Raw genomic sequence first — 23,802 nt, forward strand, 5'->3', positions numbered from 1 at the left:
CCTGTGCGTAAGAGACTATCCTGCCATGGCCCGTCGGTGATATTCGTTCAGCAGCACCACCATCTCCTCGGGGGACAATGTCCAGCCCTGGGGTAATGCGGCTTCGGCGAGGCTTTTGGTCACGCTGCCCATGACGGAGCTTTTCTTGACCCCCGGTGCGAAATTGTACCCGATCATATCGCCTATCCTGCGCCGGCGATGGACGACGAAGAAGCTTTCGATATCCTTCCAGGGGACCAGCTTGGGCGATCGAACAAGGCCTCCGCCGAGACTGAAACCTTGTCCGTTCAGCACCAGAATCTGCGGCCGCACAAGCTGCCAGGCAAACACCAACGCGACCAGCCCGAAAAAGGCCACGCACCACCAAAGGCCGGCGGTGTCGCCGTCCTCGGAGACATAAATCAGGAAAGCGCAGGCCAGGACAAAGAAGAGGCTGGCCGACAGCAGTAACAGTGTCTTGCCAAGCGATGCCCTTATAATCAGAGTATCCATTGCCGCTCCTCACATTTCGGCTATGCAGGTAATATCTTGCCTGGGTTCATGATGTCTTGCGGGTCGAGCGCTTTTTTTATGGAGCGCATGATGTCGACAGCATGGCCGAGCTCATGGCGCAGGAAGCCGATCTTGCCCTGGCCGATGCCGTGTTCGCCGGTGCAGGTGCCGTCCATGGCGATCGCCCGCATGTTCAGCCGCGAGACGAATTTCTCCGCTAGCGCGATCTCTTTGGGGTCGTTGACATCCATCAGCACCAGCACATGGAAATTGCCGTCGCCGGCATGGCCGACGATCGGCGCAACCAGGCCCATCTCGGCAATGTCGGCCTCGGTTTCGGCAACGCATTCGGCCAGCCGCGAGATCGGCACGCAGACATCGGTCGACAGGCCCTTGGTGCCCGGCCGCAGCGTCAGCGACGCCCAATAAGCATCGTGCCTGGCCTTCCAGAGTTTCGTGCGCTCCTCGGCGACGCTCGTCCACAGGAATGGCCCGCCGCCATTGTCTTCAGCAATGGCACCGAAGGTTTCGGCCTGTTCGGCGACACCGGCATCGCTGCCGTGGAACTCGACGAACAGGCACGGGCTCTCGGAGTAATCGAGCTTCGAGTAATTCTTCATCGCCCGCATCTGCAGTCCATTCACCAGTTCGATGCGCGCCACCGGAATGCCCATCTGGATGGTCGCGATGACCGCGTTGCAGGCCGCCTCGAGGTTTGGAAACGGGCAGACGCCGCCGGAGATCGCCTGCGGAATGCCTTGCAGCTTCAAGGTCAGCGAGGTGATGATGCCGAGCGTGCCTTCCGAGCCGACCAGAAGCCGCGTCAGATCGTAGCCGGCCGAACTCTTTTTCGCCCGCTTGCCGGTCGTCACCGTCTCGCCATCGGCCATGACGGCCGTCAGCGACAGCACGTTTTCACGCATCGTGCCGTAGCGCACCGCATTGGTGCCGGAGGCCCGCGTTGCCGCCATGCCGCCGAGCGAAGCATTGGCGCCGGGATCGATGGGGAAGAACAGGCCGGTATCGCGCAGGTGCCGATTCAAATCCTCGCGCGTTACGCCAGGCTCGACCGTGCAGTCGAGATCCTCGGGGTTGACCGACAGGATGCGGTTCATGCGCGAGGTGTCGACCGAGATGCCGCCACCCGGCGCGTTGGTGTGGCCCTCCAGCGAGGAACCGACGCCGAAGGCGATGACCGGCACGCGGTGCGCGGCGCAGGCACGTACGATCTCTTGCACCTCTTCTGTCGTCTCCGGGAGCGCGACACCGTCAGGCGCCTGCGTCGGAATATAGGTGGTGGTGTGCGCATGCTGCGAGCGGATCGCCGCGCCGGTCTGGAAGCGTTCGCCGAACTGCTGCTTGAGGATGCCGAGCACCGCCGCAATGCCTTCCTCGTTGCGTTCGACCGGATTGAGGTCGCTCAGAGCCATGAATTCCTCCGCGAATGGACCAGCGTCCATGCTTGTTATGCGATTATGGATGCACATGACGCAATTCCAGGAAAAGTGTGAAGCGGTTTTCCGTCCGGGATTGCGTCAAAACAAAAACTAAAGCGGTTCACCGTTTCCGCGAGACGGTGAACCGCTCTAGTCTCAGCGGCCACGCCCTGTCCAGCACCTGAACTCGGTCCAGCACCAGAACAAGGAAGTTTCCATGCCCATCCCTGCCCCCTTCGTTTCCAAACCGATGGACATCGAGAAGGACTGGATCGACTACAACGGCCATCTCAACATGGCCTATTACAACGTGTTGTTCGACCGCTGCTCGGATGAGGCGTTCGAGGCGATGGGCATGGGGCTGGACTATGTCAAAGAGCGGCGCCTGACCATCTACACGGCCGAAGTCCATGTTTGCTATGTCCAGGAACTGCACCTCGAACACAAGGTCGTCGTATCCTTCCAGCTGATCGATCACGACGACAAGCGGCTGCGGGCCTACCAGGAAATCCGCCATGTCGATGGCTGGCTCGCCGCCACTTCCGAAACCCTGTCGCTGCATGTCGACATGTCCGGGCCGAAAGTCGCGCCCTTCCCCGCCGACGTGCAGGCCAAGGTGGAAGCGATGCGCGCCGCCCACTCTGCACTGCCGATGCCCGAACGCGCCGGCCGTTCGATCGGTATTCGCCGCAGGACCGCTTGAAGCGCTGCTGCGCCCGCGTTAACCTTACCAAGGTTTTAACGTGAACAAGCCATTTGAGCCATTGAACGACTCAGCGGACCGTTTGAGAACGGTGCCATGCGAGTTGCGATGCGGGCGGCGGGCAACAGGCGGTTCGAGGAACGTGCATGAAAACCGACATCAAGGTCGAGGTGGACAGGCTGGCTGCCGATCCGCGCATCACCGACTATGATTTCTGGCGCTCGTTGAAGAACGTCAACAACGAGATCTTCCACATCGCCAACAACAACGAGCCTATCCCCTTCGACATGATCCGCTGGCGCGCCATCCTGAAGCAGGCGCGCATGAAGCGTGGCCACGCCTGATGTTTCCGCTGTTCTGAGAAAGCCGCCACCGGCGAGCGCCGCCACGGACCATTGCGACCTGATCATTTCCAAAGGTCTGCGCCAGCCCCGCTTTCAGCGAATCGGCTGCATCCGACAACCTTCAAAAACCGTTCATTTCGACAGTTTGCGCAACCGGCGATTCGGTTTCGCAAACGGCTGCCTGCGACAAGAAGATCAAGATTGAACCAATTCCACGTCTAAGCCGTTGTGACCCCTGAAAAACGGCTTGGAGTGAAAGCATGGACTGGAAAAGGACCAGGGAACCGGCCGACGCATGGCACATGACGGACAATCTGCATGCCGAGCACGGCAAGGGCGATCCGTTCGCGGCCGCCATCCGCGCCACCCGCATGTCGATGGTCATCACCGATCCCCGTCAGGCGGACAATCCGATCGTCTTTGCCAATGACGCGTTCCTGCGCCTGACCGGCTACGAGCGCGACGAGGTCATGGGCAAGAACTGCCGCTTCCTGCAGGGGCCAGAGACAGACAAGGCAGCTGTGGCTAGCGTGCGCGACGCGATAGCAGCGGGAACCGATATCGCCATCGATCTGTTGAACTACCGCAAGGACGGCTCGACATTCTGGAATGCGCTCTACATCAGCCCGGTTTCCAACGACAAAGGCGAACTCCTGTTCTTCTTTGCCTCACAGCTCGATGTCTCCGATCGCAAGCGCTCGGAGGATCGCATCACCGCCGACAAGAACCGCTTTGAAAAGGCTGTCAAGGAACGCACGCGCGAGCTTGAGGCCGCCCTTGAGGCGCAGACCACGCTGCTGCACGAGGTCGACCATCGGGTGAAAAACAACCTGCAGATGATCTCCTCGCTGATCATCATGCAAAGCCGGGCAATCAAGGATGAAGCGACAAAGCGATCGCTGGCCACCATGCTGGAGCGCATCGAGGCGCTGAGCACGGTGCATCGCCGTCTCTACCAGTCAAAGGATGTCAGCCGCTTCGATGTCTCGGATTTCGCCAGGGATCTGGTCACCGACCTGCTGACCGCATCCGGACGCGCCGAGATCAAGCCGACGCTGGACCTCGAACCCATCGTCATTCCGGCCGAAAAAGCCACGCCTGTTGCCTTGATGGTCAATGAGCTTGTCACCAACGCGCTGAAGCACGCCTTCAAGGCAAAGCCGGACGGCACCACCGCGGGGCGCATCGGCATCAAGATGAGCCAGCCCGACGGCCACTTCAACATCGAGGTTTCCGATGACGGCGTCGGCATGGCCGAGGCCAGTGGCGATGCTTCCTTCGGCATGCGGCTGATCAAGTCGCTTGCCCGGCAGTTGCATGCCGACATCGAATGGCGCGACGCCGGCCCGGGCACAAAGGTCGTCATCTCGATGCCGAACGAACCGCAGCAGAAAGGGAAGCTGTCATGAACGAACCGCTCAAGGTCCTGATCGTCGAGGACGAGGCGTTGCTGGCGATGGAACTGGAAAGCCTCGTCGAGGAAGCCGGCCACAGCGTTGTGGGTTGGGCGACATCCTTGGCCGAAGCAAGAGGTATGATTGATACCGCCGATGCCGATATTGCCTTTGTCGATATCCACCTCGCCGACGGACCAACCGGGGTCGAGGTTGCCGAGCATATCCGCGAGGGTAACCGTTCCATGGTGGTGTTCATGACCGCCAATCCAAAACGCATCCCCGACCATTTCGCCGGCGCGATCGGCGTCATCGCCAAGCCCTACACGATGAACGGACTGGTGTCGGCGTTGCGCTATCTGCAGGAGGGCGTGCGGCGCCCGCCCCCGGTCTCGGTGCTGCCGGCCGGTTTTACGCTGTCGCCGGCCTATGAAAGCGTATGGGCGTCGTCGGCGGCCTGAAGCCTACGCCAGCTTCTCCTTGAGGAAAGCGATCGTCCGTCCCCAGGCGAGATCGGCTGCCTTCTTGTCGTAGCGCGCGGCCGAGGTGTCGTTGTTGAAGGCATGGTTGACGCCGTCATAGACATAGAGCGTGTATTCGACATGGGGGGCGTCGAGCGCTTTCTTGTAGGCATCGATGCCGGCGTCGATGCGCTCGTCGAGCCCGGCATAGTGCAGCAACAGCGCCGCCTTGATCTTCGCCACATCCTCGGCCTTCGGCTGCATGCCGTAATAGGCGACGCCGACGGCGAGATCGGGCGCGTTGACCGCCAGATTGTTGACCGTGCCGCCGCCCCAGCAGAAGCCGACAGCACCGACCTTGCCGTTGCCGTCCTTCTCGCCCTTGAGATAGGCGATGGTCGCCAGGCCATCGGCGGTGACCTGGCTGGCGTCGAGCTTGGTGAACATGTCGCGCGCCTTGTCTTCGTCAGCGGGCGTGCCGCCGAGCGGCGACAGGAAATCCGGCGCCAGCGCCACGAACCCTTCCAGCGCAACGCGCCGCGCAACATCCTTGATATGCGGGTTGAGCCCCCTGTTCTCATGCACCACGATGACGGTGCCGAGCTTGCCGGACTGGTCCGCCGGCCTGACCAGATAGCCCTTCATCTCACCGCTGCTGCCGGAATAGGTGATATCTTCAGCTTTCACGCGCGGATCGTTGTCGGCGACGATTGCCGCCTGCGCCGAATTCGCCGCAAGCAGCGGCGCGATCGCGGCCGCCGCCGCGCCCGATCCGGCAAGCCTGGTCAGCTGTTCCATGAAGCGGCGGCGGTCGAGCGTCAGATGCGTGTATTCGTCATAGGCATCGATCATCGCCTGGGTGATGGCAGGTTTGGCAGGTTTGACGGCTTCGGCGGTGGGTTTCGTCATGGCGTGCTCCTCGTTAGGAGATGATCTCACGGTCACTCCGGGATGACCTCATGGTCACTCCGGGATGACCTCGCGGTCACTCCGGGATGACTCGCGGATCAAGATAGGGTGCAAGCTCGCACGGTCCAGTCTCGGATGGGTGACGCTTGCGCCATCGAACGATGCGGCCGCCCCGCCGAACGCGCCCATCACATTTTGGTCATTTCAGAGAATGTCGATGGTGCCGCCACAATATGGAAGGAAGCTGATGATGGTCTCGCTCGTAGCGGCGAGCCCGACGAGAAGGAACAACGCCATGACCTTGTCTACTCCGATCCTTGCAAGCGCGCTCGTGCTTGCTGTTGCTGCCTTGCTGGCAATGCGCTCCGCTGCTGCCGCAGCCGCCGCTCGGATGGTGAAGGTCCGCGTCGACCGGCGTCGGCCGGCACCACGCTGATCCAGCAGGCCGAAACAGGGCCGCAGCTAACCAATGAAGTACTGGGCTCCGTGCCCAGCCTCAAAGGCCATCTCTTACGCAAGCTGACCAAGGCTGCTGCTGCCCTCATCGCCCTGCCGGGCACTTCTCCCCGTATAGATGCCGGCAGGCAGATGAGGGGCGGCGCGACAGAATATCTGCCGGGCCGATCACTTACCTAAGTCACATCGCTGCTACTTCGGCAGCGTATAGGCCATCACATAGTCGCCGGGCTTGGTGCCGACCGAGCCATGGCCGCCGGCGACGATGACCACGAACTGGCGGCCGTCGGCGACGGTGTAGGTCATCGGCGTCGACTGCCCACCGGCCGGCAGCCTGGCCTGCCAAAGCTGCTTGCCCGATGTCAGGTCATAGGCGCGCAGATAGTCGTCGACCGCCGCGCCCAGGAAGACGACGCCGCCGGCGGTGATCATCGGCCCGCCAATGCCGGGAACACCGACCTTCAGCGGCAAGGGCAACGGCGTCATGTCGTAGACGGTGCCGTTGCGGTGCTTGTAGGCGATCTTGCCGGTTCTGAGGTCCGCTCCCGCCACATAGCCCCATGGCGGCGCCTGGCAGGGCACGCCGAGCGGCGACAGGAACGGCCCCATCACCACCGCATAGGGTGCGCCCTCATTGCGGTTCAGCCCCTGCTCGCTGCCGCGCCCCTCATCCGGCGGCGGCACCTGGTCGCGCGGAATGAGCTGCGATTTGAACGCCAGATAGGTCGGCATGCCGAACATCACCTGCCGCACCGGATCGACGGCGACGCCGCCCCAGTTGAATGTGCCGAAATTACCGGGATAGACCAGCGACCCCTGCACCGATGGCGGGGTGTAGCGGCCCTCGTAGCGCAGGCCCTGGAATTCGATCCGGCAGGCCAGCTGGTCGAACATGGTGATGCCCCACATGTCGGCGCCGGTCAGCGGCCTCGGATTGAAGGAGAGATCCGAGACCGGCTGCGTCGGCGACGTGTGATCGCCCTCGACAGCGCCGCCCGGCGCCGGCACTTCCTTGATCGGGATGATCGGCTCGCCGCTGCGCCGGTCGAGCACGTAGAGGTCGCCCTGCTTGGTCGGTCCAACCAGGCCCGGAACGACGCCGGCAGCGGTGGTGATGTCGACCAGGGTCGGCTGTGCCGGCACATCCATGTCCCAGAGGTCGTGATGCACGGTCTGCCGCACCCAGCGCACTTGTCCGGTGGCCAGATCGAGCGCGGTGATCGAGGAGGAAAACTTCTCGACATTGGCGCTGCGGCCCATCCCGAGCTGGTCCGGCGTCTGGTTGCCGAGCGGCACATAGAGCAGGCCGAGCTTCTCGTCGGCGCTTGCCGTCGACCACATGTTGGGCGAGTTGTGGGTGTAGGTCTGGCCTGCCGCCAGCGGCGTTGTCTGGTCCGGATTGCCGGAATCCCAGTTCCACACCAGGGCGCCGGTGTCGACGTCGAAGGCCCGGATGACGCCGGACGGCTCTTGCGTCGAATAATTGTCGTTGACCGCGCCGCCGATGATGATCTTGCCGCCCGCAATCAGCGGCGCCGAGGTCGAGTAATAATAGCCCGACTTCGGATACGGCATGTTGGTCAACAAATTGAGCGTGCCGGCTTCGGCGAAGGACGGGCAGACCTGGCCGTTGGCGGCGTCGAGCGCGATCAGCCGCGCATCCGAGGTCGGCAGATAGACGCGCGTCGCGCAAGGCTGGCCGGCGGCGATCTTTGCATCGGCATAATAGGACACGCCGCGGCAGGTCTGGTGCTGGCGGTCCTTGTCGAGCTTGATCTTGGGATCGAAACGCCATTTCTCCTTGCCGGTGGCGGCATCGATGGCGATGGCGAAATTGTGCGGCGTGCAGATATAGAGCGCATCGCCCACCTTCAGCGGCGTCACCTGGTAGGTGGTTTCGCCGACATCGTCCGGCCCTTTCACGTCGCCGGTCTGGTAGATCCAGGCCGGCTGCAATTTGGCGACATTGTCGGGCGTGATCTGGTCGAGCGGCGAATAGCGCTGGCCAAATTGCGTACGGCCGTAGAAATGCCATTCGCCCGGAGGCACATTGCCGCCGAGATCGGCAGTCGGCGTCACCTTGTCGGCGCTGAGGTCGCCGGCGATGTCCTTGGGATCGGCCGTCATCGAATAACCGGCGACGGCGAGCGATGCGAGCACGGCCAGAATGAGCGGCGCGCGCGCGTCGGGGCCGATCAGGCCCCGCCTTGCCCAAGGCGTCAGCAGCCACAGCGCCAGAAGCACGATGATGCCGCCGCGCGGTCCGAGTTCCCACCAGTCGAAGCCGATTTCCCACACCGCCCAGGCCAGCGTGCCGAGCACGATCGCCGCGTAGAGCCAGAGCGCCGTCGATTTGCGCCGGAAGAGCAGCCATGCGGCGATGAGGAAGGCGAGACCGGTGACGACATAGTACCAGCTGCCGCCCAGCATCGCGAGCCAGACGCCGCCGCCGCCAAGCGCGAGGCCGATGAGGAACAGGATGAGGGAGGTGATGACGACAGCCAAGACGATACTCCTTCGACTGATGCGCATTCCGCGGCGCGGCCATGGGCAAAGGTATGCCAATCCTGCCCCCGGCGGTACAACCTTCTCCCGCCCGCCGTGCCTGTCAAGCCGCCGGGGAGCGATCCATGGCGAAACCAAACGGCCATGCCGCAGGCTCCGCGCACAGGGCGTTTTTTTCGAGGCCACACGCCCAGGTGGCAATCCCGCCTTGCCGGCATCCGGGTTTTCCAGCAGTCTGCTTTCGACCAACCATCAGGAGCAACCAGAGTGATGTCATTCGCCTCGCCTCTGACGCGAGTAGTCCTTGTCCTCTGTAGCTTCGTCGCGCTCACGGCCGGCACAGTGGCCGCGCCGGCACAGACGCTGAGCGAGATCAACAAGGCAAACGGCTTTCACGAGATGCTGATGGGCATCGGTCCCGGCATCGCCGCAGCCACGAAATCCATACCCGAACCGTTACCGGCAAATTTCCAGGACGCCTTGTCGGTCGCGCTGGAAGGCGCCTTCGACGCAGTCAAAATGGAGACTGCCATCGAATCGCGGATGGCGGACAGGCTTTCGGCCACCGATCTGTCCGACCTCGCAGCGTTTTACGCTTCCCCGTTGGGCAAGCACGTCACCGCTTTGGAAATTCAGTCGTCTGGCCCGGAAGGCAGGCAAAGCAAGAAGACAGAGGGCAAGCAAATCCTCGCCGAGCTTCCGACCAAGGATCCAGCCCGGCTCGAATTGTACCGCAAGATCATCGACGATATCAGCGCTGTCGACACCGGCGAGGCGATAGCGCTGAACATGAGCTACGCGATGGTTACGGGGATGCTGGGCGCAGCCGGAAAGCCTCTGTCGGACGAACAGATCATGGCGCTGGTGCGTCAGCAATCCGTGAAAATTCGCCAGAACATCGAACAGAATGCCATGCAGGGTAGCGCTTATACGTACCGGGATCTCCCGCTCGGCGATCTCAGACTGTACTCGACATTCCTGGCGTCACCCGCGGGCAGCCGCTATTACGACCAGATGCTGACGGCCTTTGGCATGGTGATGACAGAGGAAGCGCGCTCGTTCGGACATCGATTGTTCGTCGCGCTCGGTTACCGAAAGGCCTGAGCCGCAGTATCGGGCACTTTAGCAGAACAAAACGTAGACACTTCTGGTCTTTCGCTCCCGAATCACTACATTCGGGGGAGATGTCCGGCTTTGCGGAAGAAATGCCCTTTTTCGACGAACCCAATGCGCGGCCCGCGGCCCCGTCGGGCATAGCCGCGCGCGCCATGGCGGCCCGCAGCGGACCCAACAGCGCACCCGATTATCTCAACGGCCTCAACCCCGAGCAGCGGCTGGCGGTGGAAACCACCGAAGGCCCGGTCCTGGTGCTGGCCGGCGCCGGCACCGGCAAGACCCGCGTGCTGACCACCCGCATCGCCCATATCCTGGCCACCGGCAGGGCTTTCCCCTCGCAGATCCTGGCGGTGACCTTCACCAACAAGGCCGCGCGCGAGATGAAGCAGCGCATCGGCCATCTCGTCGGCGAAGCCGTCGAGGGCATGCCGTGGCTCGGCACCTTCCACTCCATCGGCGTCAAGCTCTTGCGCCGCCACGCCGAGCTGGCCGGGCTCAAATCCGATTTCACCATCCTCGACACCGACGACGTCGTACGGCTGATCAAGCAGCTGATCCAGGCCGAAGGCCTCGACGACAAGCGCTGGCCGGCCAAGCAGTTCGCGCAGATGATCGACGGCTGGAAGAACAAGGGCCAAGGCCCGGCCGACATTGCCGAGGGCGATGCCCGCAGCTTCGCCAACGGCAAGGGCCGGGAACTATACAAGGCCTATCAGGAGCGGCTGAAGACGCTGAACGCCTGCGACTTCGGCGATCTGCTCTGCCACCCGATCCGCATCTTCCGCGCCAATCCGGACGTGCTGAAGGACTACCACAAGCGCTTCAAATACATCCTCGTCGACGAGTACCAGGACACCAACACCGCGCAATACATGTGGCTGCGGCTGCTGGCGCAAAGGCCAAGTGCGCCACAACCGCCAAGTGAGCCACAACCGCCAAGAAGTGGCGTTCCAGGTGGCCGCGTTCCAAGTCCTAGCCCGTCCAGGACTCCTGATCGAACTGAGGCGGGCAACTACAAACCTGCGGCGTCAAAAGACGATCCTTCGGAAGAAGGTAACTACGTTAGACCAAACACCTCCTACCGCTGGAATGTTCCGGCCGAAGGCCGCAAGCCCGACCGGGCGTCCGAGCCGTTGCGAGGCCCCCGCGGAGGGCCCGCGCCGGCAGGCGCGGAACAGCCCGTGAGCGTGAATATTTGCTGCGTCGGCGACGACGACCAATCGATCTATGGCTGGCGTGGCGCCGAGGTCGACAACATCCTGCGCTTCGACAAGGATTTTCCCGGCGCCACCATCATCCGTCTGGAGCGCAATTATCGCTCGACCGCGCACATCCTCGGCACTGCCTCGCACCTCATCGCCCACAATGAGGGCCGCTTCGGCAAGACGCTGTTCACCGAGAAGGTCGCCGAGGACGACGAGAAGGTGCATGTCCACGCCGCCTGGGATTCCGAGGAGGAGGCGCGCGCCGTCGGCGAGACCATCGAGACCTACCAGCGTGCCAAGCACAAGCTCAATGATATGGCCATCCTGGTCCGCGCCTCCTTCCAGATGCGCGAATTCGAGGATCGCTTCGTCACGCTCGGCCTCAACTACCGCGTCATCGGCGGCCCGCGCTTCTATGAGCGCATGGAAATCCGCGATGCACTGGCCTTCTTCCGCGTCGTCGCGCAGGGCGCCGACGACCTCGCCTTCGAGCGCATCGTCAATGTCCCCAAGCGCGGCCTGGGTGAAGCCACCATCCGCCAGATCCACGACACGGCGCGGAGCTTGCGCATCCCGATGCTGGAGGCAGCCGCCAAGCTCGCAGAAAGCGACGAGCTGAAGCCCAAGCCCCGCGCGGCCTTGCGCGAAGTGGCGGCCAATTTCGAGCGCTGGCAGAAGGCGCTGGAAACCACGCCGCACACCGAACTCGCCGAGACCATTCTGGAGGAGAGCGGCTACACCGACATGTGGAAGAACGACCGCTCGGTCGAGGCGCCGGGCCGGCTGGAAAACCTGAAAGAGCTTATCCGCTCCATGGAGGAGTATGAATCGCTGCGCTCCTTCCTCGAACATGTCGCCCTGGTCATGGACGCCGAGCAGAACGCCGAGCTTGACGCCGTCAACATCATGACGCTGCATTCGGCCAAGGGCCTCGAATTCGAGACCGTGTTCCTCCCCGGCTGGGAGGAAGGCCTGTTCCCGCACCAACGCGCGCTGGACGAAGGCGGCCGCTCCGGCCTGGAGGAAGAGCGCCGTCTCGCCTATGTCGGCCTGACCCGGGCCAAGAAGAACCTGCATCTGTGGTTCGTCTCCAACCGCCGCATCCACGGCCTGTGGCAGTCGACCATCCCGTCGCGCTTTCTGGACGAACTGCCGGAAGCCCATGTCGAGGTCGCCGAAAGCGGCAACTCCTATGGCGGCTACGGCAATTCCTATGGCGGCGGTTCGTTCGCGTCGGGCCGTGGCGGCCAGGGCGCAGGGCGGCAGAACCCCTACGGCGCCTCGCGCTTCGACAATGTCGGCGCGGAAAAATCCGGCGCCTTCTCCAACACCTATGCGACGCCCGGCTGGCAGCGCGCGCAGGCCAACCGCACCGAGGCGACCGACCGCAACTGGGGCTCGCGCTCCGGCCACCAGGTCGAGCGCATCGGCTATGGCGAGACCGACTCCGGCTACGGCGCCGGCCGAACCAGCGTCAAAGGCCGCACCATTGACGGCGAACTGGTCGCCAAATCCGTCGCCGACACGCCGTCGCCCTTCAGCGTCGGCGACCGCGTCTTCCACCAGAAATTCGGCAACGGCAACATCTCCAACATCGAAGGCAACAAGCTGACCATCGACTTCGACAAGGCCGGCCAGAAACGCGTGCTGGACGGGTTTGTGGCGGCGGTGTGAGCGCCCGCTTGTCCTGTTGTCCTACAAGCGACCACATTGTTGTAGTCTGGCGGAGCCCTCCCCGCCTCGTCATCCACGGGCGGAGCAAGGAGCGTAGCGACGCAGCGTAGACCCGAGGATCCATCCCGCGTCTTCAACGCGTTGCCACGGTGCGGAATCCTGCGCAGCTGCACGCCAAGGTCGCGGAATGGGTTCCAGGGTCTACGCGACGGAGCTTCGCTCCTGCTCCGCCTTAGAATGACGAAGCGACGGGCGTCTGCCCAGTCGTCGGGGCATGCGGCCGCAACATGAGCGTCCCCGTCAATTTAGCCCGCCCCTCACCTGTACCGCGCCTGGTTCCACTTGTGCCCCAGCAGCGACAGGATGATGATCAGCCCGTTGAAGAACTGGACGTAGAAGCCGCTCAGGCCCGCCGCCACGACGCCGGTCTGGATGAACGACACGGTGACCGCGCCGATCGCTCCACCGGCAACCGTACCGATGCCGCCCCAGGTCGGCGTGCCGCCGACGAACACCGAAGCCAGCACCGGCAAGAGATAGCCGTCGCCCGCGGTCGGCCACCAGGTGAAGTTGATCATCACCGAAAACGTGCCGGCGATCGCGGCCCCGATGCCGGTGAAGATGAACACTTTCACCCGCACACGCTTGACGTCGATGCCCATTTGCTGGGCGCTGTCGGGGTTGTCGCCGACGACCCTCACCTGCGCGCCGAAGCGGTGCCGGTTGTAGAGCATTGCCGAAAAAATGACGAAGGCGAGTGCCCATAAGACCTGTACCGGAAAACCCCACACCTGACCGGAGAAGATGGTGTACGCCCAGCTGTCGCTGAGACCGGTCAATGCCGTCGATCTGCCCTCGTTGATGATCTGGATCAGTCCCCGCAGCAGGAAATTCATGCCGAGGGTGGCGATCAGCGACGACAGCCCGCCATAAACGACCAGGGATCCGACGAGAAAGCCGAGCAGCGTGCCGGTGAGAATCGCCGCTGCGATGCCGAGAAACGGATCGTAGCCGGCCTGCACCACCAGCGCGAACACCCAGGAGGCAAAGCCCATGGTTGCGGGAAACGACAGGTCGATCTCGCCGCAGGTGACGACGAAGACCAGCGGCACCACCACGAACAGGGCAACCGGCAGCGTGGTCAGCACGGATCTGTAGAGATACCAGGTGGTGAACACGGTCGGGTTGGCGATCAGGAACGCCGCCATCATGATGATGAACACGGCGAGCGTGCCGAGCGCTGCGCGGTTGTCGATGACGAAACCGCGCAGCCAATGGTCGGACGGGTGCTTCCACTCAGGCCGGGCCGCCTTGCCGCCGAGCGGGCTCTGCAGATCGGGTTCCATGGTCTTGCTCATCGTGCTGCCCTCTCCGCGTCGCCGGCCTCGTGCAGCCCCGGCAATCCTCCGGGATGCGCAACGTCTTCCATGAAATTGATCAGCTCTTCGGCCGACTTGACCTCGGTGCGATCGGCGGTCAGCGCCACCTTGCCGCGGTCAATCACCACGAAGCGGTCGGCGATGTCGAAGACATGGTGGATGTTGTGGCCGATGAACAGGATCGAACGGCCGCTCGCCCGCACCTGGCGCACGAAATGGAAGACCTTGGCGGTCTCGGTCAGCGACAGCGCCGTCGTCGGCTCGTCAAGGATGATCAGCTCGGCCTGCTTGTAGATGGCGCGCGCGATCGCCACGCCCTGGCGCTCGCCGCCCGAGAGCTGGCCGACGATCGAGTGCGGCGTGAACACCTTCGAGGTGAAGCCGATCTCGCGCATCAGCCGGCTCGCCTCCTCTATCTCTTTATTGACCTTCAGAAAGCCCATGAAGCCGGTGAGTTCGCGGCCCATGAAGATGTTGCGCACAATGGTCTGCTGCACGGCCAGCGCCCGATCCTGGAAGACCGTCTCGATGCCGGCGTCGCGCGAGCGTGCCGCACTCCAGCCGGTCACCGGCTTGCCGCGCACCAGGATCTCGCCGCTGGTCGGCTTGACGACGCCGGACAGGATCTTGATCAGCGTCGATTTGCCGGCGCCATTGTCGCCGATCAGGCCAACCACCTCGCCGCGGTCGACCGAGAGATTGACCCCGCCCAGCGCATAGACCTGGCCATAGGATTTGCTGATGTCGCGCAGTTCGATGATGCGTTCGGCCATGGCGATCCTCGCTCCTGTGGTATCATCCCGGCCTGGTGCCGGCGGTCCTGCCGGCCGGGCTTGCGCCCAGCCGGCAGTTTGGGAGGTCAGCGCAGCGCCTGCTTGGCGAGCTCGGCGACGATCTCGTAATTCTGCGGCGTGACGAAGCCCGCCCCGGTGTCGACATTCATCGGCGCCAGGCCCAGCACCACCTGCTGGCAAAGGCTGAGGATCGGCAGATAGCCTTGCAGAAACGGCTGCTGATCAGCCGTCAGCTGCACCCAGCCGCCCTTGAACGCCTCGACGATCTGCGGGCTGGTATCGAAGCCGAAGTTGAAGATGTCGCCGGGCTTGCGTCCTGCCGCCTGCATGTAGGTGGCGACGTTGCCCAGCATCTGGCCGCCGGGATAGCCGACCGCCTTGACGTCGGGATTGTTGAGCAGGGCCGCGGTGATCACCGGTATCGCCAGATTGGGGTCGGACGCCCATTCGCCGCTCGGCGGCGACGACAGCTGGATGACCTCGACGCCGGCTTCCTTGAGTGCTGCCACCGTGCCGCGCTCGCGCGCGCCGCGGGCCTCGTTCTCGAACGGACCGATCATGATCGCCTTGTCGCCGGACTTGAGCTTCCCGAGCTTGAACGCCTCAGTGCCGAGCGCGCGGCCCTGCTGCTCCTGCTGGGCGCCGACATAGCCGCCGCCGAACGCGTCCACCACCTTCGGCACCGGCACGTTCTGGTACATCATCTTGATGCCGTCCTTATGCGCCTGTTCGGCCAGCGGCATGATCGCGGCGTCGCCCGGATGGCCCATCATGGCAATGCCGTTTGGCTTCACGGCGACGGCCTCACGCAATTGCTGCACCATCTTCTCGACGTCCCACTGCGAGAAGATGTAGTCGACCTTCGGCCCGAGATCGGACGCCGCCTGCTTGGCGCCATTGTAGACGATGGTGCCGAAAGCGTCGCCCTCGGCGCCGCCGACGAAAAAGCGGATGTGGACATCCTTGCACCACTGGGCGTCGAGCGCCTGCGCCGGCAGAGTGGAGATGGCAGCGCACAGCGCCGTGGCGGCGGCCACGACGGTCGAGCGCAGAAGTGTCGTTCTCATTGCGATGCTCATGCACGTTCCTCCCTTTTGTCCTCGGTGAGCTGAGGGGTTTCGTCGTTCGCCTGTCGGCAGTGCTTGTCGGCAGTGCTTGGCAATCTGTCAGGCCGGCTCCTCCCACCGGCCCTCGGTCACGCCGGGTTCGGCAGGTAGGTCGCTCCTCCCCGGCATTGCTTGAGGTATTCCAGCCCGCGCACCTGGCCTGTGATTTCGAGGTCGCCGCGATAGACCGGGTCGTGCCAGCCCTCGATGTCGATGGCGCCCTTGTAACCGGCCAGCCGCAATTCGCTGATCACCCGCGTCCAGTCGCTGTCGCCAAACCCGGGCGTGCGCATCTGCACGAAGGGCAGCTTGCCGAACACGCCGTGCTCGCGGATCACATCCCAGCGCACCGTCGCGTCCTTGCCGTGGACATGGAAAATGCGCGGCGCCCATTTGCGGATCTGCGGCATCGGGTCGATGAGGTAGACAAGCTGGTGGCAGGGCTCCCATTCGAGGCCGAGATTGTCGTCGGGCAATTCGTTGAACATCAACTCCCAGGCATCGGGATTGTGGGCGATGTTCCAGTCGCCGGCCGCCCAGTTGCCATCCATGGCGCAATTTTCGAAGGCGATGCGCACGCCCTTGTCTGCAGCGCGCCTGGCCAGCGGACCCCAAACCTCACGGAAGCGCGGCAGGCTGTCTGTCAGCTTCTTGCCACGCAGACGTCCGGTGAAGCCGCTGACGATCGAAGCGCCGAACAGATGCGCATTGTCGATGACGGTTTCCCAGGCCGCGAGCACGCCGCGATCGACCTCGCCATCCTCCAGCGGATTGCCGAACACGCCGATCGACGACACGGCGACATCGGCATCGCCGATCGCCTCGCCAATCTCACCGGCGAGCCGCGCCAAATCCTTGCCGCCCAGCGTCTGCCAGAAGAAGGGCTGGATGCTCTCGAAGCCGAGCGGCAGAATCTCTTTGATGTAGGCGGCCGGGTCTTCGAGATTGGCCCGCACCATGGTGCCGATGCGGATGTCGAGAAGCGGGTTTGGCATCATGATGCTTCCTGTGTGATTGCGACGCGCCGTCCGGTCTCGGCGCTTTCGATGGCGCCAAAAACCATGGCCAGGCTTTTGATGTTGTCGCTGCCACGGGTTTCCGGCTCGCTGCCGGTCTCGATGGCGTGGATGAAATCCTTGATGATGCCGAGATGACCGCCGACGCGGTCGGCGGAATCGAGCGGCGGTACTGTGATGGGCTGGGTCAGGTCGAACAGGCCGTCGCGGACCGACAACACAACTTCGGCCTTCAGTCCGTCCTCGCCGTCCCAGACCAGGCTGCCGTGCTCGGCGACGATGCGCCACGTGCTCTCCCAGCTGGTGCGGAAGCCCGCCGCGCACCAAGAGCCTGCATAGGTGAACACCTTGCCGCCGCCGAGATCGAAGATAGCGCTGGCCGACGATCCCTGCCGGTACCAGGAATTCGCCGGCTCCCATTCCTGGCAAAAGACGCCGGCGGGATCGCCTGCGACCATGTAGCGGGCGGCGTCGAATGTGTGGATCGCCATGTCGAGCAAAAGCACATGCGCCATCTCCTCGCGAAAGCCGCCGAAATGCGGCGCGACGAAGAAATCGGCATGGATGCTGGTTGGCTTGCCGATGGCGCCGGAGTCGAGAAAGCGCCTGATGCGCCGGACATTGGCGACGTAGCGGCGGTTCTGCACGACCGCATGGACGCGCCCCGCGTTACGCGCCGCATCGACGATGGCGCGCGCATTTTCCGGAGTATCGGCCAGCGGCTTTTCCGTCAGCAGATGGCAATTATGGGCAAAGGCGGCAAAGGCGACATCACGCCGGGCGGCTGGAACCACGACATCGAACACCGCGTCGGGCCTGGTCTGGTCGAGCACCGCGTCGAGGCTGGTGCCGATTACCGCGCCGTCGAGCCCGTATTCGTGCGCCCTCGCCTTCGCCCGTTCGGCGTCGAGATCGACAAGGCCGACAATGGCCAGCCCGTCGATCTGCCTCGCGGCATCGAGCCAGGCCTTGCTCATCGCACCACAGCCGACGAGGACGGCATTCATCATCCGGCATTCCTCCCGTCCGGTCCCTCCAGACCGAATGTCACGGCATTTCCGGCATCACCGTAAACGTTTCTCCGTAAACGTTTACGAGAACACACCCGATGGCGTAGAATGTCAATCGGCTGCCAGCGAAAATCATCCCGAAGCCTTGGCCTGGGCGGCAGCCGGTGCTAGCCAAGACAGGGGGAGAACTGTCCTTGGCGTCCAGCATCCATGACCTTGCGCGTCACCTGAACATTTCGATCGGCACCGTGTCGCGGGCGCTGAACGGCCGCGCCGACGTCAATGCCGACACCCGCCAGCGCGTGCTCGCCGCCGCCAAGCAATTGAACTATTCGCCCAACCAGTCCGGCCGCAGTCTGCGGCAAGGCACCACCCATTCGATCGCCTTCATGCTGCAGCCGCATCCGGGCGACCAGCAATATGGCGAACCGTTCTTCATCCCGTTCCTGATCGGTCTGCAGGGCCGACTGGCCGAGGATGACCTGGATCTGATGGTCGTCATGGGCGAGCCCGGCCAATATCAGCAGGAGAGGCTGCGCCGCGTGGTTGAGACGCGCCGAGCCGACGCGGTCGTGTTGGCCAATACACGGCGGGAAGACGATCGGATCGACTATCTCAGCAAGGCTGGCTTTCCCTTCGCCACGCTTGGCCGAAGTCAATCCGGCGACGACACCTATCCTTCGCTCGATATCGATTTCGAGAGGGCGGGTGATGAAGCCGTCGACCGGCTGGTCGCGCGCGGCCACCGCCGCATTGCCGCCATCCGCCCTTCGCTGGATCTCAACTTCGGCTACCTGTTCCTCGACGGCTACCGCAAGGCGCTGGGGCGGCATGGCATCGAAGTCGACCCCGGCCTGATCGCCGACGGCTTCATCAACGAGGCCGGAGGCTACCAGGTGACGCCGCGCGTGATGCTCTCCAGGGACCGGCCCACAGCCATCATCTTCAACAATGACGCAATGGCGCTCGGCGGCTGCAAGGCACTGGCCGAGATGGGCATCAGGCCCGGCCACGACATCGCGGTGATCGTCATCGTCGACACGCCGCTCTGCCGCTATTTTTCACCGGCGCTGACCGCCTTCCGTCCGTCGCTGGAGCCGATGGGCCGGCGACTGGCCGAAATGCTGCTGGCCTCGCTTCCCGCCTTTGCCGGCCCGGAAGGTCCGCGCATCATCCGCGAAGTCTGGCCGCTGGAGCTGATCGCCCGCGACAGCGATTGATCCGCCGCGGAGGAAGGCCGGCGGGCCTCAATCCACCTTCTTCTCGCCCCGCTCGCCGGCCTTGACGATGTCGCCGGTGGTGAACAGGATTTCCTTCAGTTCCGCGCGCCAGTCTTTCTTCTGGCGCAGCAGGAATTCCAGATCCATGCCGAAATGCTTGAACTCCTCGCCTTGCGCGTTCTTCATGATCGCCTTGGCCTGAGGGTCTTTCTCGACCGACATGCGCTGTTCGTACCAGCTGATCGCCTCGGCCTCTTCGATCAACGAGGTGATCATGCGGGCAAAGGTCCGCACCTCCTGCGTCAGTTCTTCCGGCGGCTCGTGATACTGATCGAAACCCATTTATCCCTCCCAGGCCCGGGGCTCGACCGGCCATCGCAGGCGACGCTTGGGCTCGCGTGCAACGGATCAGGCTGGAAAATGGTTCCGGAGCGAGTGCGACAAGGTCTGTCACGCAACTATCATCTTCGCGTCCTAGACCGCTCATCGGTGGGCGCGGCATCGTCGATTGCGGCGGCTTCGTCATCCGGCCGTTCCGGCCCGTTCCGTCACAAGAAGGATCTCCATGAAAAATCTGCACCGAACCGTGTCGCTCGGCGCCGCATTGGCGCTGTTTACCGCCCTGACCCCTGCCCTTGCCGGCAGCACCGCCACCGTTGGCGGCTTCGTCAACAAGGGCCTGGTCGGCGTCGGCCGCATTCCGGCCGATCAGAAGGACAAGTTCGGCGAGACCTTCGGCTCCGGCTCCGGCATGTCGATCGACGCCGCAAGCTGGACCCATGGCGCGGATGGCTACAAGGGTTCGCTGTGGCTGCTGCCGGATCGCGGCTACAATGTCGTCGGCACCACCGACTACCGGCCGCGGCTCAACACTATTCGCATCGAGTTCACGCCGACCGCACTGGGCGCCACGCCCGCTGCCGGCCAGGAACAAACAGGCGTCAAGGCGACGCTAGCCGATTCGCTGCTGCTCACCGACGACAAGGGCGCAGACGCCACCGGCCTCGATCCGCTCAACGGCGTGCGCGCGGCGAGCGGCGACCTGCCGATCCTGCCCGAGGCCAACGGCAAGCTGGCGCTCGACAACGAGGCGATCGCGCGGCTGCCCGACGGCACCATGTTCATCTCTGACGAATACGGCCCCAACATCTACCGCTTCTCGGCCGACGGCCATCTGTTGTCGGCAACGCAGCCGCCGGCCGCTTTGGTGCCGATGCGCAAGGGCGGGCCGAACTTCGCCTCCGACAATCCAGGCCCCGGTGCAGCCGAACCCGATCCGAAGGATCCCGAAACCGGCCGCCAGAACAACCAGGGCCTCGAAGGCATGGCGCTGACGCCGGACGGCAAGTCGCTGATCGCTGTGCTGCAGTCGGCGCCCCGCCAGGATGGCGGCGATTCGCCCGCGACGCGCCAGAACACCCGCGCCCTGGTCTACAACGCCTCCGACCCGGCCCATCTCAAGCTGGTGCATGAATATGTCGTGCCGCTGCCGGTGTTCAAGGTCACCAAGGACAAGACCAAGGTCGCCGCGCAGAGCGAGATCATGGCGCTGTCCGACAAGACCTTCCTGATGCTGGCGCGCGACAGCGGAAACGGCCAGGGGGTGAAGGGCGATACTTCGCTGCTGCGCCAGATTTTCGTCGTCGACGTCTCTGGCGCCACCGACATTGCCGGCGGCGCCTTCGATGCCGCCGACAAGCCGCTGGCGCCCAAGGGCGTGCTCGACCCCTCGGTGACCCCGGCCAAGCTGACGCCGTTCATTGACATCAACGACAACAAGGAACTCGGCCGTTTCGGCCTGCATGACGGCAAGCCGAACGACAAGAACAATCTCTCGGAGAAGTGGGAAGCAATGTCTGTGGTCAGCCTGCTCGATCCGGCGCTGCCCGACGACTATTTCCTGTTCGTCGGCAACGATAACGACTTTCTCACCCAGGACGGTTTTCAGGTCGGCGCGCCCTACAAGGCCGACGACGGCGCCGATGTCGACACCATGTTCCTGGTCTATCAGGTCACGCTTCCGGGCCTCGCCAAGAAGTAGCCGTTTACGGAAAGGCGGACGCGCCCGGCGCGTCCGCCTCTAAACGTTTGTCGGCGATCAGCGATGCCGTGAAGGCACCTATTTCAAAATCTCCGCATCCCTTGGCACGCCGGCATCGATCGGCTCGGCGGTCCGGCTCGACACGGCCATGATCTTGCCTGCGGCCGACAGGTTCGGGCGCACATAGACCTGGGCTACGCCGTTGACCCGGCTGTAGAGGTCGATAATGTCCTGGTTCATGAAGCGCACGCAGCCCGACGACGCGTTCTTGCCGATGGAATCCCATTCCGGCGTGCCGTGCAGCCGGTACATCGTGTCCTTGCCGTCGCGGAACAGATAGAGCGCACGCGCGCCGAGCGGGCTCTGCGGTCCCGGCGGCATGCCGTCCTTATATTTCGCCAGTTCCGGCCGGCGCTGGATCATTTCGGGCGGCGGCGTCCACACCGGCCATTTCTTGCGCGCCTGGATCACGGCGCTGCCGGTCCAGCCAAACCCGGCCTTGCCGAGGCTGACGCCATAGCGCATTGCCTTGCCGCCGTCGCGCACCAGATAGAGAAAATGCTCGGATGTATCGACGACGATCGTGCCGGGTTTTTCGCCGGTCGGATCGTCCACGATCTGGCGCACGAACTTCGGATCGAGCTTGGCCACGGGGATTGCCGGCAATGAAAAGCCCTCATCGACGCGCGCCGAATACATGGTGGCGGCATCGCCCAGAGCCGGTTCGGGCGCCGGAGCGGGCGTTGGCGGCACCACGACGTCGGTCGTGGTGCAGGCTGAAAGCGCCATGGAAGCGGCACCCAAAGCGGATATTCCAAGAAACGCGCGCCGGTTCAGGCGCTCGGAAAAAAGCGGATTGTCGGACATGATCCCCCCAGCCTATTCATCATATCCAACAGGATATGCGACCCCACGCGGCGACGACCCATATCCCATTCCGAATGTTTTGAGAACTGATTAGCTTGAAGCCGCCAGGTGGCATGTTCCAATGCCGCATCGACCTTGTCCGTCAAATCGGCGATCATTGCCGGGCGGACTTTGAGATGAACCTTCGCCGAACAGCCCATGGACGAAAAAATACCACCGCGCCGGCGCACCGGCGACCTGACCAGCGGCCCGATTCCGCGCACGCTGCTTTTGTTCGCTCTGCCGGTGCTCGGCTCCAATGTGCTGCAGTCGCTCAACGGTTCGATCAACGCTGTCTGGGTCGGCCGCTTCCTCGGTGAATCGGCGCTGACCGCCACCTCCAACGCCAATCTGGTTCTGTTCCTGATTCTTGGCACCGTATTCGGCATCGGCATGGCCGCCACCATCCTGGTGGCGCAATCGGTCGGCGCCCGCGACCTGCCCGAGGCGCGGCGCATCGTCGGCACCAGCGCCAGCTTCTTCTTCCTCGTCTCGGCTATCTTCGCCGTCTGCGGCTGGATCTGGGTCGACGCCATCCTCAACACACTGGGCACCCCGCCCGATGCGCTGCCGCTGGCGCGCTCCTATCTGCGTATCATCTTCGTCGCCGTGCCGATGATGAACCTTCTGTCCTTCGTCATGACGGTGCTGCGCGGTGCGGGTGATTCGCGCACGCCATTCTTCTTCATGGCGCTCGCGGTCGTGCTCGACATCATCCTCAATCCGCTGCTCATTCGCGGCATCGGCCCCTTCCCCGAACTCGGCATCGCCGGCTCCGCCACCTCGACGCTGATCGGCCAGACGGTGAGCGTGATCGCCATCCTCGTCGTGCTTTATGCCAAAAAGCATCCGTTGCGGCTCGCCGGCGCGAACCTCGCTCTGCTGCGGCCGGATCCGGCGCTGCTCAGGATCGTCGTCTTCAAGGGCGTGCCGATGGGCCTGCAGATGATCGTCATTTCGGCGGCGGCGCTGACCGTGATGGGCATCGTCAACTCCTACGGCTCGCAGGTCGCCGCCGCCTACGGCATCGCGGCGCAGCTGTGGACCTATATCCAGATGCCTGCACTGGCGATCGGAGCCGCAGTCTCGTCGATGGCGGCCCAGAATGTCGGCGCCGGGCGCTGGGACCGCATCGGTCGCATCGCGGCGTCCGGCGTCGGCTTCAACCTGGTGCTCACCGGCGCCCTGGTGGCGCTGCTGTTCCTCTTCGACAGGCCGGTGCTCGGCCTGTTCCTTAGCCGCGACAGCACCGCAATCGACATTGCAGCCCACATCAACAAGGTGGCGTCCTGGTCGTTCATCCTGTTCGGCGTCACCATCGTGCTGTTCGCCACCGTGCGCGCCACCGGTGCCGTGATGCCGCCGCTGATCATTCTGGTGATTTCCGTGCTGGTCGTGCGTACCGGCTTTGCCTACTTCTTCAGGAGCTACATCGGCGAGGAAGCGCTGTGGTGGAGTTTTCCGGCGGGATCGATCACCTCGCTGGTGCTGGCCGCCGCCTATTATCGCTTCGGCCGCTGGCGCACCATGCACATGATCGAGGACCGGCCGGCCGCCGGCGAGCCGCCCGACACCGGCCTCGGCATCCCGCGCGGACGGGCAAACATGGCGCCCGAGACGCCAAACGGGTGAGGC

At 63.8% G+C, this 23,802-nt stretch carries 22 protein-coding genes; 11 read left to right on the forward strand and 11 right to left on the reverse strand.

Features of this window, described 5'->3' with window-relative positions; translation table 11 throughout:
* Positions 1-15: 15 nt before the first annotated feature.
* Positions 16-492, reverse strand: a complete 477-nt coding sequence (locus ACYG97_RS12870; RefSeq protein WP_023733056.1) for a hypothetical protein — start codon at positions 490-492, stop codon at positions 16-18.
* 20 nt (positions 493-512) lie between these two features.
* Positions 513-1,922, reverse strand: a complete 1,410-nt coding sequence (locus ACYG97_RS12875; RefSeq protein ID WP_023733057.1) for an FAD-binding oxidoreductase — start codon at positions 1,920-1,922, stop codon at positions 513-515.
* Between the two features lie 223 nt (positions 1,923-2,145).
* On the opposite strand from ACYG97_RS12875, the gene ACYG97_RS12880 reads away from it, so the two are divergent.
* The 5 genes from ACYG97_RS12880 to ACYG97_RS12900 all read left to right on the forward strand — a co-directional run bounded on the left by ACYG97_RS12880 (position 2,146) and on the right by ACYG97_RS12900 (position 4,830).
* Positions 2,146-2,631 carry a thioesterase family protein gene (locus ACYG97_RS12880; RefSeq protein ID WP_023712460.1) on the forward strand — a complete coding sequence of 162 codons (486 nt, stop codon included), beginning with the start codon at positions 2,146-2,148 and terminating at the stop codon, positions 2,629-2,631.
* Positions 2,632-2,777: 146 nt separating this feature from the next.
* Positions 2,778-2,975 (forward strand): hypothetical protein, encoded by a 198-nt coding sequence (locus tag ACYG97_RS12885; RefSeq protein WP_013531006.1) that lies wholly within the window; start codon positions 2,778-2,780, stop codon positions 2,973-2,975.
* Positions 2,962-3,180, forward strand: a complete 219-nt coding sequence (locus ACYG97_RS12890; RefSeq protein WP_155929625.1) for a hypothetical protein — start codon at positions 2,962-2,964, stop codon at positions 3,178-3,180. Before ACYG97_RS12885 ends, ACYG97_RS12890 begins: the two co-directional genes overlap by 14 nt.
* Positions 3,181-3,235: 55 nt before the next feature.
* A complete protein-coding gene (locus tag ACYG97_RS12895) occupies positions 3,236-4,384 on the forward strand; it encodes a histidine kinase dimerization/phosphoacceptor domain -containing protein (RefSeq protein WP_023682107.1) in 1,149 nt (382 codons plus the stop codon).
* Positions 4,381-4,830, forward strand: coding sequence for a response regulator (locus ACYG97_RS12900; protein ID WP_023668313.1), 450 nt, complete (start codon positions 4,381-4,383; stop codon positions 4,828-4,830). Before ACYG97_RS12895 ends, ACYG97_RS12900 begins: the two co-directional genes overlap by 4 nt.
* Before the next feature lie 3 nt (positions 4,831-4,833).
* Here the strand turns inward: ACYG97_RS12900 and ACYG97_RS12905 are convergent, their stop codons facing one another.
* A complete protein-coding gene (locus tag ACYG97_RS12905; protein WP_023733058.1) occupies positions 4,834-5,739 on the reverse strand; it encodes a dienelactone hydrolase family protein in 906 nt (301 codons plus the stop codon).
* A 135-nt stretch (positions 5,740-5,874) separates the two neighbouring features.
* Between ACYG97_RS12905 and ACYG97_RS12910 the strand changes: the two genes are divergently transcribed.
* A complete protein-coding gene (locus ACYG97_RS12910) occupies positions 5,875-6,375 on the forward strand; it encodes a hypothetical protein (RefSeq protein ID WP_155923825.1) in 501 nt (166 codons plus the stop codon).
* Positions 6,376-6,387: 12 nt separating this feature from the next.
* Here ACYG97_RS12910 and ACYG97_RS12915 read toward each other — a convergent pair whose 3' ends face one another.
* Positions 6,388-8,727 (reverse strand): glucose/quinate/shikimate family membrane-bound PQQ-dependent dehydrogenase, encoded by a 2,340-nt coding sequence (locus ACYG97_RS12915; protein WP_196814830.1) that lies wholly within the window; start codon positions 8,725-8,727, stop codon positions 6,388-6,390.
* Between the two features lie 243 nt (positions 8,728-8,970).
* On the opposite strand from ACYG97_RS12915, the gene ACYG97_RS12920 reads away from it, so the two are divergent.
* Both ACYG97_RS12920 and ACYG97_RS12925 read left to right on the forward strand, forming a co-directional pair.
* Complete coding sequence (locus ACYG97_RS12920) at positions 8,971-9,804, forward strand: DUF2059 domain-containing protein (protein ID WP_023712457.1); 834 nt, start codon at positions 8,971-8,973, stop codon at positions 9,802-9,804.
* An 80-nt stretch (positions 9,805-9,884) separates the two neighbouring features.
* Complete coding sequence (locus ACYG97_RS12925; RefSeq protein WP_023712456.1) at positions 9,885-12,695, forward strand: ATP-dependent helicase; 2,811 nt, start codon at positions 9,885-9,887, stop codon at positions 12,693-12,695.
* Positions 12,696-13,012: 317 nt separating this feature from the next.
* On the opposite strand, the gene ACYG97_RS12930 is transcribed toward ACYG97_RS12925, so the two are convergent.
* From ACYG97_RS12930 to ACYG97_RS12950, 5 genes are all read right to left on the reverse strand, one after another.
* Complete coding sequence (locus ACYG97_RS12930; RefSeq protein WP_023682111.1) at positions 13,013-14,053, reverse strand: ABC transporter permease; 1,041 nt, start codon at positions 14,051-14,053, stop codon at positions 13,013-13,015.
* Positions 14,050-14,847, reverse strand: coding sequence for an ATP-binding cassette domain-containing protein (locus tag ACYG97_RS12935; RefSeq protein ID WP_023668308.1), 798 nt, complete (start codon positions 14,845-14,847; stop codon positions 14,050-14,052). The genes ACYG97_RS12930 and ACYG97_RS12935 overlap by 4 nt, the downstream gene beginning before the upstream one ends.
* Positions 14,848-14,933: 86 nt before the next feature.
* Positions 14,934-15,947, reverse strand: coding sequence for a substrate-binding domain-containing protein (locus ACYG97_RS12940; RefSeq protein ID WP_023699592.1), 1,014 nt, complete (start codon positions 15,945-15,947; stop codon positions 14,934-14,936).
* Positions 15,948-16,063: 116 nt separating this feature from the next.
* The gene (locus ACYG97_RS12945; RefSeq protein ID WP_023832879.1) at positions 16,064-16,972 is read right to left on the reverse strand and encodes a sugar phosphate isomerase/epimerase family protein; all 909 of its coding nucleotides are present in this window, start codon (positions 16,970-16,972) and stop codon (positions 16,064-16,066) included.
* The gene (locus ACYG97_RS12950; RefSeq protein ID WP_023733059.1) at positions 16,969-18,000 is read right to left on the reverse strand and encodes a Gfo/Idh/MocA family protein; all 1,032 of its coding nucleotides are present in this window, start codon (positions 17,998-18,000) and stop codon (positions 16,969-16,971) included. The genes ACYG97_RS12945 and ACYG97_RS12950 overlap by 4 nt, the downstream gene beginning before the upstream one ends.
* Before the next feature lie 194 nt (positions 18,001-18,194).
* On the opposite strand from ACYG97_RS12950, the gene ACYG97_RS12955 reads away from it, so the two are divergent.
* Entirely contained in the window at positions 18,195-19,220 is a 1,026-nt protein-coding gene (locus ACYG97_RS12955; protein ID WP_023733060.1) for a LacI family DNA-binding transcriptional regulator, read from the forward strand.
* Positions 19,221-19,247: 27 nt separating this feature from the next.
* On the opposite strand, the gene ACYG97_RS12960 is transcribed toward ACYG97_RS12955, so the two are convergent.
* Positions 19,248-19,562, reverse strand: coding sequence for a ferritin family protein (locus ACYG97_RS12960; RefSeq protein WP_023668303.1), 315 nt, complete (start codon positions 19,560-19,562; stop codon positions 19,248-19,250).
* Positions 19,563-19,785: 223 nt separating this feature from the next.
* Between ACYG97_RS12960 and ACYG97_RS12965 the strand changes: the two genes are divergently transcribed.
* Positions 19,786-21,261 (forward strand): esterase-like activity of phytase family protein, encoded by a 1,476-nt coding sequence (locus ACYG97_RS12965; protein WP_023733061.1) that lies wholly within the window; start codon positions 19,786-19,788, stop codon positions 21,259-21,261.
* A 78-nt stretch (positions 21,262-21,339) separates the two neighbouring features.
* On the opposite strand, the gene ACYG97_RS12970 is transcribed toward ACYG97_RS12965, so the two are convergent.
* Positions 21,340-22,128, reverse strand: coding sequence for a L,D-transpeptidase (locus ACYG97_RS12970; protein ID WP_023668302.1), 789 nt, complete (start codon positions 22,126-22,128; stop codon positions 21,340-21,342).
* 198 nt (positions 22,129-22,326) lie between these two features.
* On the opposite strand from ACYG97_RS12970, the gene ACYG97_RS12975 reads away from it, so the two are divergent.
* Positions 22,327-23,799 carry an MATE family efflux transporter gene (locus tag ACYG97_RS12975; RefSeq protein ID WP_023712449.1) on the forward strand — a complete coding sequence of 491 codons (1,473 nt, stop codon included), beginning with the start codon at positions 22,327-22,329 and terminating at the stop codon, positions 23,797-23,799.
* Positions 23,800-23,802: the final 3 nt, after the last annotated feature.

It is taken from the genome of Mesorhizobium sp. W067 (assembly GCF_054719525.1).

Bases quoted from the DNA above. Each gene is read 5' to 3' on its own strand.
- ACYG97_RS12880 (WP_023712460.1), top strand. From the start codon at position 2,146: ATGCCCATCCCTGCCCCCTTCGTTTCCAAACCGATGGACATCGAGAAG.
- ACYG97_RS12895 (WP_023682107.1), top strand. From the start codon at position 3,236: ATGGACTGGAAAAGGACCAGGGAACCGGCCGACGCATGGCACATGACG.
- ACYG97_RS12875 (WP_023733057.1), bottom strand. From the start codon at position 1,922: ATGGCTCTGAGCGACCTCAATCCGGTCGAACGCAACGAGGAAGGCATT.
- ACYG97_RS12975 (WP_023712449.1), top strand. From the start codon at position 22,327: ATGGACGAAAAAATACCACCGCGCCGGCGCACCGGCGACCTGACCAGC.
- ACYG97_RS12965 (WP_023733061.1), top strand. From the start codon at position 19,786: ATGAAAAATCTGCACCGAACCGTGTCGCTCGGCGCCGCATTGGCGCTG.
- ACYG97_RS12970 (WP_023668302.1), bottom strand. From the start codon at position 22,128: ATGTCCGACAATCCGCTTTTTTCCGAGCGCCTGAACCGGCGCGCGTTT.
- ACYG97_RS12935 (WP_023668308.1), bottom strand. From the start codon at position 14,847: ATGGCCGAACGCATCATCGAACTGCGCGACATCAGCAAATCCTATGGC.
- ACYG97_RS12950 (WP_023733059.1), bottom strand. From the start codon at position 18,000: ATGATGAATGCCGTCCTCGTCGGCTGTGGTGCGATGAGCAAGGCCTGG.
- ACYG97_RS12910 (WP_155923825.1), top strand. From the start codon at position 5,875: ATGGGTGACGCTTGCGCCATCGAACGATGCGGCCGCCCCGCCGAACGC.
- ACYG97_RS12940 (WP_023699592.1), bottom strand. From the start codon at position 15,947: ATGAGCATCGCAATGAGAACGACACTTCTGCGCTCGACCGTCGTGGCC.
- ACYG97_RS12920 (WP_023712457.1), top strand. From the start codon at position 8,971: ATGTCATTCGCCTCGCCTCTGACGCGAGTAGTCCTTGTCCTCTGTAGC.
- ACYG97_RS12945 (WP_023832879.1), bottom strand. From the start codon at position 16,972: ATGATGCCAAACCCGCTTCTCGACATCCGCATCGGCACCATGGTGCGG.
- ACYG97_RS12905 (WP_023733058.1), bottom strand. From the start codon at position 5,739: ATGACGAAACCCACCGCCGAAGCCGTCAAACCTGCCAAACCTGCCATC.
- ACYG97_RS12915 (WP_196814830.1), bottom strand. From the start codon at position 8,727: ATGCGCATCAGTCGAAGGAGTATCGTCTTGGCTGTCGTCATCACCTCC.
- ACYG97_RS12885 (WP_013531006.1), top strand. From the start codon at position 2,778: ATGAAAACCGACATCAAGGTCGAGGTGGACAGGCTGGCTGCCGATCCG.
- ACYG97_RS12960 (WP_023668303.1), bottom strand. From the start codon at position 19,562: ATGGGTTTCGATCAGTATCACGAGCCGCCGGAAGAACTGACGCAGGAG.
- ACYG97_RS12900 (WP_023668313.1), top strand. From the start codon at position 4,381: ATGAACGAACCGCTCAAGGTCCTGATCGTCGAGGACGAGGCGTTGCTG.
- ACYG97_RS12870 (WP_023733056.1), bottom strand. From the start codon at position 492: ATGGATACTCTGATTATAAGGGCATCGCTTGGCAAGACACTGTTACTG.
- ACYG97_RS12930 (WP_023682111.1), bottom strand. From the start codon at position 14,053: ATGAGCAAGACCATGGAACCCGATCTGCAGAGCCCGCTCGGCGGCAAG.
- ACYG97_RS12925 (WP_023712456.1), top strand. From the start codon at position 9,885: ATGTCCGGCTTTGCGGAAGAAATGCCCTTTTTCGACGAACCCAATGCG.